The organism is Streptomyces sp. NPDC016845 (assembly GCF_044332585.1).
Lineage (GTDB): Bacteria > Actinomycetota > Actinomycetes > Streptomycetales > Streptomycetaceae > Streptomyces.
In genome coordinates, this window is the sequence record NZ_JBIRPI010000004.1 from 455,237 (window position 1) to 470,124 (window position 14,888).

General features: G+C 71.8%; 16 protein-coding genes. 8 read left to right on the top strand and 8 right to left on the bottom strand.

Annotated elements, in window-relative coordinates:
* The first annotated feature begins 163 nt into the window (after positions 1–163).
* On the top strand, positions 164–592 hold the full coding sequence (locus ACH4RC_RS15260; RefSeq protein ID WP_398200164.1) for a VOC family protein: 429 nt from the start codon (positions 164–166) through the stop codon (positions 590–592).
* Positions 593–957: 365 nt separating this feature from the next.
* On the opposite strand, the gene ACH4RC_RS15265 is transcribed toward ACH4RC_RS15260, so the two are convergent.
* Together ACH4RC_RS15265 and ACH4RC_RS15270 are read right to left on the bottom strand one after the other, a co-directional pair.
* Entirely contained in the window at positions 958–1,959 is a 1,002-nt protein-coding gene (locus tag ACH4RC_RS15265) for an alpha/beta hydrolase family protein (protein WP_398200167.1), read from the bottom strand.
* On the bottom strand, positions 1,956–2,879 hold the full coding sequence (locus tag ACH4RC_RS15270) for a zinc-binding dehydrogenase (RefSeq protein WP_398200169.1): 924 nt from the start codon (positions 2,877–2,879) through the stop codon (positions 1,956–1,958). The genes ACH4RC_RS15265 and ACH4RC_RS15270 overlap by 4 nt, the downstream gene beginning before the upstream one ends.
* 89 nt (positions 2,880–2,968) lie before the next feature.
* Here ACH4RC_RS15270 and ACH4RC_RS15275 point away from each other — a divergent pair, with 89 nt between their 5' ends.
* Positions 2,969–3,922 carry a LysR family transcriptional regulator gene (locus tag ACH4RC_RS15275; RefSeq protein WP_398200172.1) on the top strand — a complete coding sequence of 318 codons (954 nt, stop codon included), beginning with the start codon at positions 2,969–2,971 and terminating at the stop codon, positions 3,920–3,922.
* Here the strand turns inward: ACH4RC_RS15275 and ACH4RC_RS15280 are convergent.
* Positions 3,882–4,268 carry an ArsR/SmtB family transcription factor gene (locus ACH4RC_RS15280; RefSeq protein ID WP_398200174.1) on the bottom strand — a complete coding sequence of 129 codons (387 nt, stop codon included), beginning with the start codon at positions 4,266–4,268 and terminating at the stop codon, positions 3,882–3,884. The genes ACH4RC_RS15275 and ACH4RC_RS15280 overlap by 41 nt on opposite strands.
* A gap of 89 nt (positions 4,269–4,357) precedes the next feature.
* Here ACH4RC_RS15280 and ACH4RC_RS15285 point away from each other — a divergent pair, with 89 nt between their 5' ends.
* Positions 4,358–4,786 (top strand): ArsI/CadI family heavy metal resistance metalloenzyme, encoded by a 429-nt coding sequence (locus ACH4RC_RS15285; protein ID WP_398200177.1) that lies wholly within the window; start codon positions 4,358–4,360, stop codon positions 4,784–4,786.
* 211 nt (positions 4,787–4,997) lie between these two features.
* On the opposite strand, the gene ACH4RC_RS15290 is transcribed toward ACH4RC_RS15285, so the two are convergent.
* From ACH4RC_RS15290 to ACH4RC_RS15305, 4 genes are all read right to left on the bottom strand, one after another.
* Entirely contained in the window at positions 4,998–6,128 is a 1,131-nt protein-coding gene (locus tag ACH4RC_RS15290) for a cellulose binding domain-containing protein (RefSeq protein WP_398200180.1), read from the bottom strand.
* A gap of 330 nt (positions 6,129–6,458) precedes the next feature.
* Complete coding sequence (locus ACH4RC_RS15295) at positions 6,459–7,481, bottom strand: LacI family DNA-binding transcriptional regulator (protein ID WP_398200183.1); 1,023 nt, start codon at positions 7,479–7,481, stop codon at positions 6,459–6,461.
* Between the two features lie 347 nt (positions 7,482–7,828).
* A complete protein-coding gene (locus ACH4RC_RS15300; protein WP_398200185.1) occupies positions 7,829–8,554 on the bottom strand; it encodes a hypothetical protein in 726 nt (241 codons plus the stop codon).
* A gap of 146 nt (positions 8,555–8,700) precedes the next feature.
* On the bottom strand, positions 8,701–9,618 hold the full coding sequence (locus ACH4RC_RS15305; protein WP_398200188.1) for an MBL fold metallo-hydrolase: 918 nt from the start codon (positions 9,616–9,618) through the stop codon (positions 8,701–8,703).
* A gap of 167 nt (positions 9,619–9,785) precedes the next feature.
* Here ACH4RC_RS15305 and ACH4RC_RS15310 point away from each other — a divergent pair, with 167 nt between their 5' ends.
* From ACH4RC_RS15310 to ACH4RC_RS15320, 3 genes are all read left to right on the top strand, one after another.
* Positions 9,786–9,998, top strand: a complete 213-nt coding sequence (locus ACH4RC_RS15310; RefSeq protein WP_398200190.1) for a hypothetical protein — start codon at positions 9,786–9,788, stop codon at positions 9,996–9,998.
* On the top strand, positions 9,985–11,376 hold the full coding sequence (locus ACH4RC_RS15315; protein ID WP_398200192.1) for an amidase: 1,392 nt from the start codon (positions 9,985–9,987) through the stop codon (positions 11,374–11,376). The genes ACH4RC_RS15310 and ACH4RC_RS15315 overlap by 14 nt, the downstream gene beginning before the upstream one ends.
* 63 nt (positions 11,377–11,439) lie before the next feature.
* Entirely contained in the window at positions 11,440–12,024 is a 585-nt protein-coding gene (locus tag ACH4RC_RS15320; protein WP_398200195.1) for a TetR/AcrR family transcriptional regulator, read from the top strand.
* A 31-nt stretch (positions 12,025–12,055) separates the two neighbouring features.
* Here the strand turns inward: ACH4RC_RS15320 and ACH4RC_RS15325 are convergent, their stop codons facing one another.
* Positions 12,056–12,757: a hypothetical protein gene (locus tag ACH4RC_RS15325; RefSeq protein WP_398200198.1), complete on the bottom strand. Its 702-nt coding sequence runs from the start codon at positions 12,755–12,757 to the stop codon at positions 12,056–12,058.
* A 223-nt stretch (positions 12,758–12,980) separates the two neighbouring features.
* Here ACH4RC_RS15325 and ACH4RC_RS15330 point away from each other — a divergent pair, with 223 nt between their 5' ends.
* Together ACH4RC_RS15330 and ACH4RC_RS15335 are read left to right on the top strand one after the other, a co-directional pair.
* Positions 12,981–13,991 (top strand): SPFH domain-containing protein, encoded by a 1,011-nt coding sequence (locus ACH4RC_RS15330; protein ID WP_398200201.1) that lies wholly within the window; start codon positions 12,981–12,983, stop codon positions 13,989–13,991.
* On the top strand, positions 13,988–14,887 hold the full coding sequence (locus ACH4RC_RS15335; RefSeq protein WP_398200203.1) for a hypothetical protein: 900 nt from the start codon (positions 13,988–13,990) through the stop codon (positions 14,885–14,887). Before ACH4RC_RS15330 ends, ACH4RC_RS15335 begins: the two co-directional genes overlap by 4 nt.
* Position 14,888 lies beyond the last annotated feature (1 nt).

The following is a 14,888-nucleotide window of genomic DNA, read 5'->3' on the forward strand; positions in this document are numbered from 1 at the left end:
ACGGCGAGCCTTGCGCGCCGCCCGCCCTCTCCACCGTAGCGCGCCAACGCGTCGCGGTCGCCGGGCCGGTGAGTCGTCGTACCGCGCCACTGAAGCGTGTCCGCACCGGATCTTGCCGTCATAACCGGTTTCGCCGACCGGCAGGCGCTCATATCGTGGCCCGATGACGTCGATCAAGAAGTTCCAGGTCACCTTCGACTGCGCGGAACCGGAGCGCCTCGCCCGGTTCTGGTGCGAGGTCCTCGGGTACGTCATGCCCCCGCCGCCCTCGGGGTTCGACACGTGGGACGCGTACAAGCGCGCACAGCCGGCTGAGCAGCGGGACGCCTGGTCCGCGTGCGTGGATCCCACGGGCGAAGGGCCGCGGCTGTACTTCCAGCGCGTCCCCGAGGGCAAGGTCGTCAAGAACCGCGTGCACCTCGACGTGCGGGTCGGCACCGGTCTCGTCGGCGCGGAGCGCCTGGCCGCGCTGGAGGCCGAACGCGCCCGGCTCGAGCCGCTCGGAGCGGTCCACGTGCAGACGCTGTACGACGGCGATGACGCCTGCATCCCGATGCTGGACATCGAGGGCAACGAGTTCTGCATCGACTAGGCCGACGACCGGACGTCCATGGTGGGACCTACAGCGCCCCGTCGAGGTCGGCCGGGATCTTCTTCCGGACGACGGGACGGGCCGGATCGGTGAGTCTCTGCTGGAGAGGGTCGCCGTAGAGCGGTTCGGCCGGCGCACAGCCGTGACATGTCCGCTGACGGACCTGGCTGCGCTCGATCTCCGCAGACCGTCCGAGCCGCCTGCACGCCGGTCCCACCCGGCCCGCGCGGCTCGCGGTACGCCTCCGAGCGTGGGCGCCACTCCCCCGGCGAACGCCTGCGACGACCGCCTCGGTGACAACGGATCACATCCGAGATCCGAGAGGTGTTCGGCCGGCCGCCGAGGTCACAGGGGCGAGGGCCGCGTCACGCACCCATCGCACCCATCGCGCCCATCGCGGCCAAGAGGTGATCGGCCACCTGGGGCAGCCAGTCGGCGCGGGCGTTGCCGAGCAGGTGGTCGCCGTGCGGTACGGACAGGTGTGTGCCGTGCGGTGCCAGAGCGGCCAGCGGTTCGCCGTTCGTCACGCCGGGGATGACGTCCTGGCCGCCGTCCACGACCAGCAACGGGGCCGTGATGCGGGGCGCCAGAGCGGAGAGGTCCACCTGCCGGGCGAAGTCGCGGGCGGCGTCGGTGCCCCCGGTGCGGGCGGCCATGATGTCCCGTACCGGGCCGGGCAGTTGCTCCCAGTCGAGGCGGAAGGGCCCGCTGACGGTGGCGACCGCGGTCACCCGCGGTTCCAGCGCGGCAGCGCGGGCGGCGAAGTAGCCGCCGAGGCTCAGCCCGACAACGGCGACGCGTGGCACGCCCAGGGCGTCGACGACCCGGCTCACGACCTGCTCGTACTCCGGCCGCATGATCGTCGCGTCGGCGAGCGAGCCCTGCCCGGGGCCGTCCATCGTGAACACCGCGAGACCTCTGGCCAGCAGCGCCGACGCCAGATCGAGGAACTCCTCCTTGGCGGAGTCGAGACCGGGGACGACGAGCACGGTCCCGAGCGCGCTGCCGGGACCGCGCAGCCATCCGGTGAAGCCGCCACCGCTCACGCGTCGCGCGCCGGGCTCGAGAAGCTTCAGGGCGCTTCCCAGCGCCCGGTCCGCCTCGGCCGCGGCACGGGCCGACTCCGCGTACGGCGCGAGCGTGGCGAGGTGGAACCACCGGGCCGCCGTCAACAGGTGTTCACCGGAGGAGACGGCGGAGGCCGCCGCTTCCGCGCGGGTGAGGTACGCGTGCGCGGTGTGTACGAAGGACGGGCCCCAGTCGGCGACGGACGTGAGGGCGTCGGTGACGCGCCGGTACTCGTGCGGATCGACGCCCGCGCCGGTGGCACGGGACCATTGGGCGGCGGCGAACTCGTGGGCGTTCATCGTGCGGTACCTCCGGTCAGCAGGACGGCCTTGCCGCGGACGCGACGCTCGCGCAGGTCCACGAGGGTGCGGGCGGCCTGCGACCAGTCGGCGACCCGGTCGATCTCGGGGTGCAGCCGGCCCTGCGCGACCAGGCGCACCAGTGCCGCGAGGTCGGGGCCGTAGGGGGCGCCCGCGTAGTGGAAGTGCTGGATCGTGACGCGTTCGGGCCCGTTCAGCAGGTCGAAGAAGTCCAGCGTGGCCGGGGTACGGCTCGCCTGGCCGAACCACACGAGTGTGCCGCCGGGGCGCGTCCTGGACAGTGCGGCCGGCAGTACGGGGCCGCCGGTGGACTCCAGGACGACGTCGAACGGTCCTTCCGCGTCCGCGACGTCGTGGACCACCCGAGCGCCCAACTGCGTGAGCCGTTCACCGCGTACAGGCGTCGCCGTCACCGCGGTCACCTCGGCGCCGGCTCCCACGGCGAGTTCGGTGACATAGTGGCCGACCCCGCCCGAGGCGCCCGTCAGCAGCACCCGCTGGCCTGCCGGGCACGGGGCCGTACGCAGCAGGCGCAGGGCCGTGATCCCGGCGAGCGGCAGAGCCGCCGCCTGTGCGGTGTCGATGCCGTCCGGAAGCGGGGTGAGGGAGTGCGTGGGCACGGCCGCGTACTCGGCCCAGCCGCTGTGCGCCGGGTGCCCGACCACGCGCGTTCCGATACCGGGGCCCGATCCGTCCGCCGCGGCCTGCACGACGAGGCCCGCGATGTCCTTTCCGGGCAGCCACCCCGGCGCGGGACGCTCGACGAGGAACGTCTCACCACGGTTCGGCGCGAACGCCTCGACCTTTACGAGCGCCTCGTCCGGTTCCGGGACGGGCTGGGCGACGTCGGCGAGAGCGACCGGACGCGCCGCTTCCTTTGTGGCAATGAGTCTTCGCATACCGGGAATGCAACCCTCGCCACCGCCCTGCGCTCCAACAACCATCACCCCTCGCCGACAACCTTCGGTTGTCGCCTAAGGTGAGCGCCGTGGATCTCGATGTGGCCCAGGTACGCGCCTTCGTCCGTACCGCCGAGGAACTGCACTTCGGGCGGGCCGCCGACACGCTCGGCATATCCCAGCAGGCCCTGTCGAAACGGATCGCTCGGCTGGAGACCCGGCTCGGGAAGCGGCTGTTGGAGCGCGGCGGCAACGGAGTCCGTCTCACCGAGGCAGGGCAGCGCTTCCTGCCACCGGCCCGCCGTACGGTGGCCGCCGCCGACGCCGCGGTGGCGGCGGTGACCGGAGACGAGGGCCCGCTGCGCGTGGACGTCTGGGGGCACCTGTACGCACCCATGCGAACCTTGACACAAGTAGCGACCGGAACAGGGACGTTGACACTCGGCCACGGCCGCGACCTGCCCTCGGTGGCCACGGCTCTGCTCAACGGTGACATCGACGCGGCGTTCGGCCGGGTCCACCCTCCGCTGCACCCCGGCCTCACCCACCGGCTCGTCCGCCTCGAACCCGTCGACGCCGTACTCAGCGCCGACCATCGGCTCGCCAACGCGCGGGCGCTGCGCCCCGCTCAACTGCGCGACAGCGTCCTGTGCGCGCCCGGGCCCCTGGACCGGCTCGACTTCCTCCACCAGTTCGCCGACCGCTTCGGCCTGCGAGACACGGCCACGAGCATCAACCTCGGCCTCCCCCACTTCCTCACGGAGCTGGCCGCGTCCCCGGAACGCTTCTCGCTCCTCCCCGCGGACGTTCCTCTCCCTGAAGTCCCCGGAGTCCGCTCCGTCCCGCTGGTCGGCCCGACACCGCTGTACGCCTGGTCACTGCTCTGGCCCACCGGTGACCGGCACCCGGGCCTCGACCGCCTCACGGCCGCCTGCGCGGCCCAGGCGGCGCGGAACCGGTGGCTGGAGTACGACCCGGGGCGCGACTGGCTGCCGGAACCGCCTACGCGTCGCTCGTGGGACCGGGGCGAGCCGGGCGCGTGAGGGCGTTCGCGAGGTGGTCGGTCATGGCGGGGAGCAGCCAGTAGTAGACCCAGGTGCCGCGTCGTTCACAGTCGATGAGGCCCGCTTGGCGCAGCAGTTTGAGGTGGTGGGAGATCGTCGGCTGGGACAGGTCGAACGCGGGGGTGAGGTCGCACACGCAGATCTCGCCGCCCGGCTGGGCGGCGATCATCGACAGCAGGCGCAGCCGTACCGGGTCGCCCAACGCCTTGAAGACGGTGGCCAGTTCCGCGGCCTCGTCCGGGTCCAGCGGCGCGGCGAGCAGGCCCGGGCAGCAGGTGCCGGTCTCTTCGGCCCGACCCAGCACCGCCAGTTCTTGATTCGACATCTCTTTATATTGACAGTCTTCTATGCGGGGCGCAATGTTGCATCGACAGACATCGATACAAGCCGTTCACGTCCGATGGGAGCTCTGCCATGTCTCGAGTGCAACTCGCCCTGCGCGTTGGCGATCTGGAGGCGTCGATCGCCTTCTACACCAAGCTGTTCGGCACCGAACCCGTCAAGCGGCGCGAGGGCTACGCCAACTTCGCCGTCGCCGAACCCCCGCTCAAGCTCGTCCTCATCGAGGGCGAGGGCGAGCCGGGGCAGGAGACCCGTCTGGACCATCTCGGCGTCGAGGTCGGGTCGGCCGATGAGGTCGCCGCCGCCACCGGTCGGCTGAAGGAGGCCGGTCTGGCCACCTTCGTGGAGAACGACACCTCGTGCTGCTACGCCCTCCAGGACAAGGTGTGGGTGCACGGGCCCGGCAAGGAGCCGTGGGAGGTGTACGTGGTCAAGGGTGACACCGACAGCCTCGCCAAGAGCGACGACGCCGCCGGTCAGTGCTGCTCCTGCGGACAGTAGCCGCCGCCTCGGCTCACGGACGTGCAGCTGCCGGCGCCTCGTAGGGGAACCTCGTGCCAGCCCCGAGAGCTGAACTGCGTAGTCAGTGGTGCAGGGGGCTGACGGCGTGACCGAAAGCCCCCACCTCGTCTGAATCAGGACTCGACATGGCCCGCACACTGCCTGACCGGCGCCCGGCGGAGCACCTCGGTCTCGTCCCGGGCCGACAGCGCTACGCGACGGCGCACGCGGTCCCGTTCAGGCTGAAGGCCACCGGCTCGGCGAACGTGCCGCCGTAGGTTCCCTGGAAGCCGAAGCTCTGGCTGCCACCGGCGCCGATGCGCGCGTTGTGCGACAGGCCGCTCGCGGTCACCGCGCCCGACTGCGCGGACAGCGAGGCGTTCCAGGCGCTGGTGACTCGCTGCCCCGAAGGCAGGGTGAACGCGAGCTTCCAACCGTCGACCGGCGTGGACCCGGTGTTGGTGACGGTGACGTCGGCGGTGAAGCCGCCCTGCCAGACGCTGTTCCCGTACGTGACCTTGCAGGCGGTCGAGGAGCCGGGGTCGCCCGGGTCGCTGCCGCCGCCGGTGTTCACGGTGGAGGAGAAGGAGGTGACGGCGAGCCCGGCACCGTTCTGCCAGGGCTCGAAACCGGCCTGGACGCTCGTCAGGTACCAGTTGTTCTGGGCGAGCCCGCGCGAGACGGCCTGCCGCACGAAGTCCATGACGTCGAAACTCCAGCTGGAGATCGCCGAGGGGGCGACGAAGGACAGCACGTCGTTGCCGCCGTTGTTGCCGGACCAGACCTGCCAGGTGCGTCCGGCCACGGTCGCGGTGCCGACCTGCGACCCCACGGGCTGGACCGCCCCGACCTTGTTGAACCACACCATGATCTCGGTCCGGTTCACCCCGTCCTTCCTGGGGGTGGGGTCGAGCCAGATGTCGTACGCGGCGTCGTAGACGGCGTTGCCGACGTAGCTGTAGGAGATGCTGGTGGGCGCGGTGGAGACGGTGCTGAGCTGTGCGGGGAGGTTGGTTCCCGGCGAACAGTTGGTGTAGTGGCAGCCGTTGTAGATCGACGGGTAGGACTTCGGGGCGCCGTTGGTGGGCACGGAGCCGTCGGCCTGGTCGACCCGGAAACCCGTGTCCGTGGCGGTGATGCACTGGGGTGCACTGGTGCCCCAGCGGTTGTTCTGGACCACGTAGCGCCCTTGGACCGTGGTCGTCCCGAACTCCTCGCACAGGGTGGTGTCGGCGTGGGCCGGGGACGTGGTGGTGACGAGCGCCGCCACGAGGGCGACGGCGGTGAGCAGTGCGCCGAACAAGCCGCGCGCGGCGCGAAGTGGATGAGGTGACGATCGCATGCGGGGGCCTCTCTGAGTGGGGGAAGGACAGCCGGAGACTTCTGGCGCGCTCTACCCGGGACAGTGGGACTCCAAGGCATTTGGGAGCGCTCCCAATCGCGATGCGAAAGGGACTGTAGAAGTCGCGCATGTCCCTGACAAGAGACTGGGCGAGGATGGCTGGGAGCGCTCCCGAAAGCGCGGGCCGGAACCCGCATGTCGAGAACCGCCGTACCGAGCAACCGCCGTACCGAGAACCGCATCCCGAGAACCGCCGTCCCGAGAACCGCCTGCCGAGAAGCGCTTGCTGAGAACCCCGTACCGGTGAAGGTGCCGGAGGCCGCGCGTGGATCAGGCCGAGTCGCGCAGCACCAGCTCCGTACGGAGGATGACGTGGCGCCAGGCCGTGGCGGGTTCCCGCATCTCCTCCTCGAGGAGCCGCACCATCGTCCGGCCGATCTCGTCCACGGGCTGGCGGACGGTGGTCAGCTTCGGGTCCGTCCGCTCGGCCAGCGGGAAGTCGTCGAAGCCGATCACCTTGACGTCGTCCGGCACCCGGCGGCCCGCCGCGCGCAGCGCGGTGAGCGCGCCGGCCGCCGTGGTGTCCGACGCGGCGAAGACCCCGTCGATCCCGGGATGCCGCTCGATGAGCCCGGCCATGGCGAGGCGTCCGCTCTCCTCGGTGAAGTCGCCCTCCACGACCAGGGACGGCACGTCCTGGACGCCCGCGTGCGTCAGCGCCTCGCGATAGCCGCGCAACCGGCACTGGGCGACATACATGTCGAGCGGCCCGGTGATCGCGGCGATGGTGCGGCGCCCGCTGTCAAGGAGGTGGGAGACGGCGGTGCGCGCGCCGCCGAGGTTGTCCGCGTCGACGTAGGTCACACATTCCTCGCCGGTACGGCGGCCGAGGAGCACGGTGGGCAGGCCCGCCTCCGCGAGCATGTCGGGCAACGGGTCCTGGGCGCGGACGGACATCAGCAGCACACCGTCGACCCGGCCGCCCCGCGCGTACTCCAGGAAGCGCTGCCGCTCGGTCTCGGAGCGGATCAGGGTGAGCAGGAGCTGCATCCCGCTGTCCGTCAGGGCGTTGCCGACGGCGCGGACGATCTCGCTGAAGAAGGGTTCGCCGAACAGCCGCCAGTCCGACTCCATCATCACGAGCGCCACGGCGTCGGCGCGCCGGACGGCCAGGGAGCGGGCCGCGAAGTTGGGCACGTAGCCCAGCTCGGAGACGGCGCGGCGCACCGCGTCCCGGGTCGAACTCCGCACGCCCGGAGCGTTGTTGATGACGCGGGAGACGGTGCCGCGCCCCACACCCGCGCGGGCGGCCACCTCCTCCAGCGTCGGGACGTCAGGACGCTGCCGGCCCATACCCCACCCCCGTTGCCCGCCTGAGATCACCCGATACTACGGCCCGTCCGGGTCCGGGGGTGGTGTCAGCACCACCCGCCACGGAACGGGGAGGCATGATGACGGCCGGGCACACACGGCGGAACGTTCTCAGAAGTGCCGCGGTCGCGGCGGCGGGCGGTGCGATCGGGGTCGGAGCCGGCCCACTGCCCGGCGCGCTCGGGTGCCGCTGGGCTTCCACGGGAGCTGGATCCCGGACGCGTAGGTCCGCGCGGGCTCCGGCCGCCGCCGCGCCGGGTGGCGGCGGCGACCGGCGAGAGACCGCCTCAGCGCGTCGACGGCTCAACGACTCGACGCCATGCCGGCCGCTAGCCCAGCTTGACGTTGTCCCCGGTCGAGGTGACCGCGGCCGTCGAGGTGGTGCCCGGGAAGGACCAGCGCCAGGTGCCGGCCGCGCTCGCGGTGACGGTGGTGCGCAGGTTGCCGCTGCCGTTCGTCTTCACGCTCTTGACGCTCTTGTACGACGACGTGCCGGCCTTCTTGAACTGCAGGGTGACCGCCTGGCTCGAGTAGCCGTGATACTTGCGGTCCTCCCAGTTGGCCCGGGTGAGCCTGCCGGTGACGGTGAGCTTGCCGCCGCGCTTGACCGGCTCGGGCGCGGCGTTCGTCACGAGGACGGACGCCCGCTTCACCTTGTACTGGGCGATGTTGTCGGAGATCCAGTAGTTCCCGTCCTTCGCCTTCACGGTGGCGTTGACCTGCCACACCCCGGCGACCTTGTTGGAGTCGATGTCGTCGCTGGACGCGATCCACTCCGGCTTGATGGTCATGGTGGCCGTGCACACCGAGGTCGTGGCGCTCCGCTTGACGCACGAGGTGCCGGTCCAGTCCGCGAAGCCGTAGCCGTTGTACCGGTTGAAGGTGCTCACCCGGCTGAGCCCCTTGACGCCGGAGTTGTCCTTGATCGTGATCTGGACCGGGTAGTTGATGGTCTTCGAGGTGCCGACGATGACGTTGGTCCCGTGGTCGACGACCGTCCTGGTGACACGGACGTCACCCGTGCCCTCCGCGTGCGCGGCCGGTGTCACCAGCACACTTGTCGTTGCGGCCGCCGCTGCGACGGCCCACAACCCTCCCCTGCGCAATGTTCCTCCCCTGTGCGGCACGCGCCCGCGGTCGGACGGTCGCCGCTTTGTCGGAGCGAAAGAGTACATGTCAAGGGCGGGCGGAAGAGCCCCGGTCAACGCGGTGCGACTGATGCCAGCCGGTAGGCCCCCTCGTGCGCCACGACCCGTCCCGCGGTGGGCGGCGCGAAGTGGGTGCCGAGGACGAGCGTGTCCGTGCCCGCGAGTGAGCCGAGCAGCGCACGGCGGGTGGCCTCGGACCGTACGGGATCGATGTCGACGCACGCCCCGATGGCCGGGTGGGCGAACTGGACCGGGTGGTGGATGCAGTCCCCGGTGATCACAGCCGTCTCCCCGCGGCTCGTCAGCTCGACCGCGACATGCCCGGGGGTGTGCCCGGGCGTGGGCAGCAGGCGCAGTCCCGGGGCGAGCTGGGCCCCGCCCTCGGGAACGTCCACGAGGTCGAGCAGCCCTGCCTCCTCGACCGGGAGCACGGAGTCCCGGAACATCTGCGCCCGCGCCTCGTCCATGGCGTACCCGGCCCAGAACTCGCGCTCGACGCGCGAGGTGACGTAGCGGGCACGGGGGAAGGTGGGCACCCAAGTGCCCTTCGCGCGCCGGGTGTTCCAGCCGACGTGGTCGGCGTGCAGGTGGGTGAGGAGCACGAGGTCGACGGAGTCCGGCGGGAATCCGGCCGCTTCGAGGCGCCGCGGATAGTCGGTGTCCAGGTCGTGCCAGGCGGGGTTGGCCCGCTCCTTGCCGTTGCCGATACCCGTGTCCACGACGATGCGCAGGCCGTCGAGGACGAACGCGAAGCTGTGGCTGTCCAGGCGCAGGACCCCTTCCGCGTCCGCGTGTTGCGGGTGCAGCCAGCCCTGCCCCGTGACGACGTCAGGGGTGGCGCCGGGCAGCAGCCACGGACCGGTGGCGGGCGGCAGGAGAACCTCGTCGACGCGGTGGACGGCCACGTCACCGACGGTCCAGGACGGCGCGCCGGTCGAGTCGATGGAGTCCGTCGTGGGTGAAGTGCTCATGTTCGGTCGTCTCCTTGGAGTACGGACTGGCTGGAGTACGGACTGGCTCGTAAAAGCGATTCGTTTGCGTTAAGTCACCGTAGGACCTACTGTCGACTAACGCAAACAGTTAGCTTTTACTCACTCCAACCAGCGGCATAAGACCCGAAGCCCCAGGGAGAACCGTCATGTCCTCCGCCGAACTCACCCCGGCCCAGGCCGCCCTCTGGGCCGCCCGCGCCGGGCTCCCGCTGCCCGCCGACCGGCACGCCGCGGTCGCGGCCACCGCCCAGCACATCCACTCCGTCGTCGCGGTCCTGCGCGAGCTGGACTTCGGCGACACACCGCCCGCCACCGCCTACCGCGCCACCGGACAGGAGACCCTCGATGCAGCCGTATGAACTGACCCTGGCCGCCGCCGCCGACGCGATCCTGACGCGCCGACTGTCACCGGTGGAGCTGACCGAGTCCGTCCTGGACCGCGTCGCGCAGGTGGAGCCGGAGCTCCAGGCCTTCGTCACCGTCACCGCCGAGCGGGCCCGCCGAGCCGCGCGCGACGCGGAGCGCGACATCGCGGCCGGGCGCCACCGGGGCCCGCTGCACGGCATCCCGATGGGGCTCAAGGACCTCATCGACGTCGCGGGCACGGCGACGACGGCGAGTTCGCGCGTGCGGGCCGACCACCGGGCGCGGGCCGACAGCACCGTCACCGCCCGCCTGGCCGCGGCCGGCGCGCTGCTGGTCGGCAAGACGCACACACACGAGTTCGCCTACGGGCTGACCACCCCGCAGACGAGCAACGCCTGGGACACCGGCCGCGTCGCGGGCGGTTCGAGCGGCGGCTCCGCCGTAGCCGTGGCGGCGGGCGCCGCGACCTTCGCGCTCGGCACCGACACCGGCGGATCGATCCGGGTGCCCGCCGCGCTCAACGGCGTCGTCGGCCTCAAACCGACCTACGGCCTCGTCCCCCGCCACGGTGTCACCTCGCTGTCCTGGTCCCTGGACCACGTGGGCCCGATCACCCGCACCGTCGAGGACGCGGGCCTGGTCCTCACCGCCCTGACCGGTCACGACCCGCGCGACCCCGCCTCCCTGGCCACTCCCCCCGCGGACTACCGCCCCCGTGCGAGCACGGACCTGAAAGGGATACGTGTGGGCGTACCGCGCACCTACTACTTCGACCACGTCGACCCGGAGGTGGAGGCCGCCGTCCGGCACGCCGTCGACCGGCTCCGGTCCCTCGGCGCGCGCCCGGTCGAGGTCGACATCCCCATGACCCGCTACGTCCAGGCCATCCACTGGGGCCTGATGGTGCCCGAGGCCACCGCCTACCACGAGAGCACCCTGCGCACGGTGCCCGAGCTCTACCAGGACGACGTACGCCTCCTCCTCGAAGCCGGTGAACTCATGCCCGCGGGCGACTACGTGCGCGCGCAGCGGGCCCGTACCCGCATGCGGCAGGAGTGGGCGCACATGATGCGCGAGGTCGACCTGATCGCCGCCCCGGCCGTCCCGGCCACCGCCGTCGAGACGGGCCGGACGACGCTCACCTGGGCCGACTCCACCGTGGAAAGTGTCTCCGACGCGTACGTGCGTCTCTCGTCCCCCGCGAACATCACCGGGGCGCCGTCGCTGTCCGTCCCCGTCGGCCATGACAGCGCGGGGCTTCCGATCGGCATGCAGCTCATCGGACGCCCGCTCGGCGAGCACACGCTCCTGCGGGTCGGCCACGCCTACGAGCAGTCGCGGCCCGCCCGCCGGCTCGCACGCGCGGCATGAACAGTGACGCGGTCGCGGCGGCCCGTTCGCTTGACGCAACTTCTTCGCTTTAGGCTGGGGGCCATGAGCAGGCAGATGGCGCGTCCCGGCGGACGCAGCGCCCGGGTCCAGGCGTCGGTCCACGCCGCCGTGCGCGAACTCGCGGCGGAGACCGGGCGGGAGGCGCTGACGGTGCCGCTGGTCGCCCAGCGCGCGGGCGTGACGCCCTCGACGATCTACCGTCGCTGGGGCGACCTGCAAGCGCTGCTGTCGGACGTGGCGGTCGAGCGGCTGCGGCCCGACACCGCGCCCAGGGACCTCGGGGACCTGGCGTCCAGTCTGACGGCGTGGGCCGAGCAGTTTCTCGACGAGATGGCGTCCCCCGCCGGCCGCGCCTACATCCGGGACGCCCTGCTCGGCGACCCGGACGGCAGCAACGCGGGGCAGTGCTCGGCCTACGCCGCCGAGCAGATCGGCCTCGTCCTCGCCCATGCGGCCGAACACGCCGGGGACGGGGAACGGGACGGGGACGGGAGGCTCGACGTGGAGACGGTCGTCGACCGCGTCGTCGCGCCCATCATGTACCGCATCCTCTTCCGCCCGGAGGGGCTGGACGCGGCGTACGCGCGCCGGCTCGTCGCCGGAGTTCTCGCGCGGACCGGCCCGTGAGCGACCGGCCCGCGGCACAGCGGAAGCTGCCTCAGAGCGCCGGTACGAGGGCGCGACGGAAGTTCGGGTTGGTCCGGCAGCCCAGCTCGTCGTAGGTGTTGACCTTGGTCTTCGGGTCGGTGCGCACCAGGTGGTACTTGCAGGCGCCCTTGATGTACTCGCCCGCGATGCCGCCGGGGAAGTCGATCTCCTTGTTCCAGAGGTACGGCGACTCGTAGTCGTTGCGGTGGGCGGTGGCGTTCACGTCGATGCCGCCCGGCGCCTCGATCTCGTAGAGCCATCCCGTCTTGGCGGGCCCGTACGTGGCGAACTTCTGGCCCACCCATTTCTCACAGCTCGTACTGAGGTGTGCGGTGTCCTGGCCGCCGCCCTTGACGATGTACTCGGCCAGCGGGGTGAGCGTCTCGCCGCGCGGCGTGAAGCCGTCCTCGAAGAGCTGCTCCACGTTCTCGCGCCGGTCGCCGCGCCAGAGCGTGTTGGTGTCGTCGCGCCACTGCCAGTTCTCCTCGCTCGCCCTGCTCCACATCGCCGGGGCGATGGCGCGGGAGGTGGTCGTGCGCCACCAGTCCGTCGGGTCGTACCGCTTGACCGGTCCACAGGGGCCGGTGTCGGGGGCGGAGGTCCGCGCCGTGGAGGCGCGGTCGTCGACCGTCGCTCCCGCCGGGGCGGCGACGGTCAGCGAGGCGGTGGCGAGAGCGGAAGCGGCGAGAACGCCCAGAGCGGCCTTCAACATGGTGCACCCCATCAGGAGGTCGACAGAACGCGCCCTTTCTATCGGCGTTCCGATCAAGAACCGGCCGGAACGCACGCTCAGTCACCCCCTTGGGGCAACAGTCATATCGGGCCCCTTTCCGCCCCATCGGGCCCGCTCTCGCCCCACCGGCCCCCTTCTAGTCCCCTTGACGCTATGCGATCCCTTCTTTAGAGTCAGCATGACTTTAAAGAAGGGGGCTCTCATGGCCGACATCACCAAGCGTCTCGGCTGGCGTCATCTGCGGGCGGCGCCCACGGCGCACGTACGGCACCACCGTTCGGGGCGGCTCACACACGACGGTCCGGGGCTGAGCTTCTGGTTCCGGCCGCTGGCCGCCGCGCTCTCCGAAGTGCCGGTCGACGACCGGGAGCTGGCGATGACGTTCCATGCCCGGACCGTCGACTTCCAGGACGTGGCCGTGCAGGCGACGGTCACCTACCGCATCGCCGATCCCGCTGTCGCGGCCGAGCGGCTCGACTTCTCCGTCGATCCAGACACAGGGGTCTGGCGCGGCGCCCCGCTGGAACAGTTGGCCACACTGCTGACCGAGAGCGCTCAGCAGCACGCTCTCGAAGTACTGGCCCGCACACCTCTGGCGGCGGCTCTCGCCGAAGGGGTGCCCGCGGTGCGCGAGCGGGTGGTCCAAGGACTCGGCGAGGAGCCGCGGCTGCCGGCCACGGGGATCGAGATCGTGGCCGTCCGCGTGATGGCGGTGCGGCCCGAGCCGGAGGTGGAGCGCGCCCTGCGTACACCCGCCCGGGAGCTGATCCAGCAGGAGGCGGACCGGGCCACGTACGAGCGGCGCGCGGTCGCCGTGGAGCGTGAGCGCGCCATCGCCGAGAACGAGCTGGCCAGCCAGATCGAACTCGCGCGCCGCGAGGAGCAGTTGGTCGAGCAGCGCGGCGCCAACAGCCGACGGGAGGCGGAGGAGAAGGCGGCGGCCGATGCGGTCCGGGTCGGCGCCGAGGCCGAGCGGGCGGTGCGCCTCGCGCGGGCGGAGGCCGAGGGCGCCCGTGCGGTCGGCGAGGCCCGCGCCCAGGCCCAGGCGTCCTGGCTGCGGGTGCACGGCGACGTGGACGTGGCGGTCCTGCGCGCCCTGACCGGCACCCGTCTCGCCGAGAACCTGCCGCGCATCGACAGCGTCACGGTCACGCCGGACGTGCTGACCGGGCTGCTCGCACGGTTCGGGGCGGGCCGGGGGCCGGAGGCGTGAGCCTGGCGCCCCGGGCCGTCCTCGTGCATCGCGCCACGGAGTACGAGGAGCTGGTCGCCCGGCACGGCACCCACGGGCAGGCGGCCTTCTTCCTGTCCTCGCGGGGCCGGTCCATCGAGGAGGTCGTCGAGCGGCACCGCCGGGTGGAGCGGGCGCTCGCGCTCGTGTCGGCCGCGGTGCCGCTGAACTGGCGGCGGGCGCAGGTGGAGCGGGCGGACCTGGACCGTTTCCTGTTCGCTCCCGAGGACGTCGTGGTGGCGGTCGGACAGGACGGGCTCGTGGCCAACGTCGCCCAGTACGTCGGCGACCGGCCCGTGGTCGGCGTCGACGCGGACCCCGGCCGCAACCCGGGGGTGCTCGTGCGGCACCGGCCGGCGGACGTGGCCCGGCTGCTGCCCGCCGCCTTCTCCGCCTCCGCGGGCGGCGACGAGCTGACCATGGTCGAGGCCGTCACCGACGACACCCAACGCCTGGTGGCGCTCAACGAGATCTACGTCGGCGCGGCCGGTCACCGCACCGCCCGGTACCGTCTGGGCCTCGACGGCGACAGGGGTGCCGTCGAGGCCCAGGCTTCGTCGGGGGTGCTGATCGGCACGGGGACGGGGGCGAGCGGCTGGCTCCGGTCCGTGTGGCAGGACCGGTCCACCGAGTTGCGGCTGCCGCACCCGACGGAGGCACGGCTCGCCTGGTTCGTCCGGGAGGCGTGGCCGTCCCCCACCACGGGGACGCGCCTGAACGCGGGGGAACTGGCGGCGGACGCGCGGCTCGCGGTGACCGTGGAGTCCGAGCGCCTCGTCGCCTTCGGGGACGGCATGGAGACCGACGCGCTCGAACTCACCTGGGGCCAGACGGTTCGGATCGGCCTGTGCCCCACGAGACTACGGCTGATCGGATGAG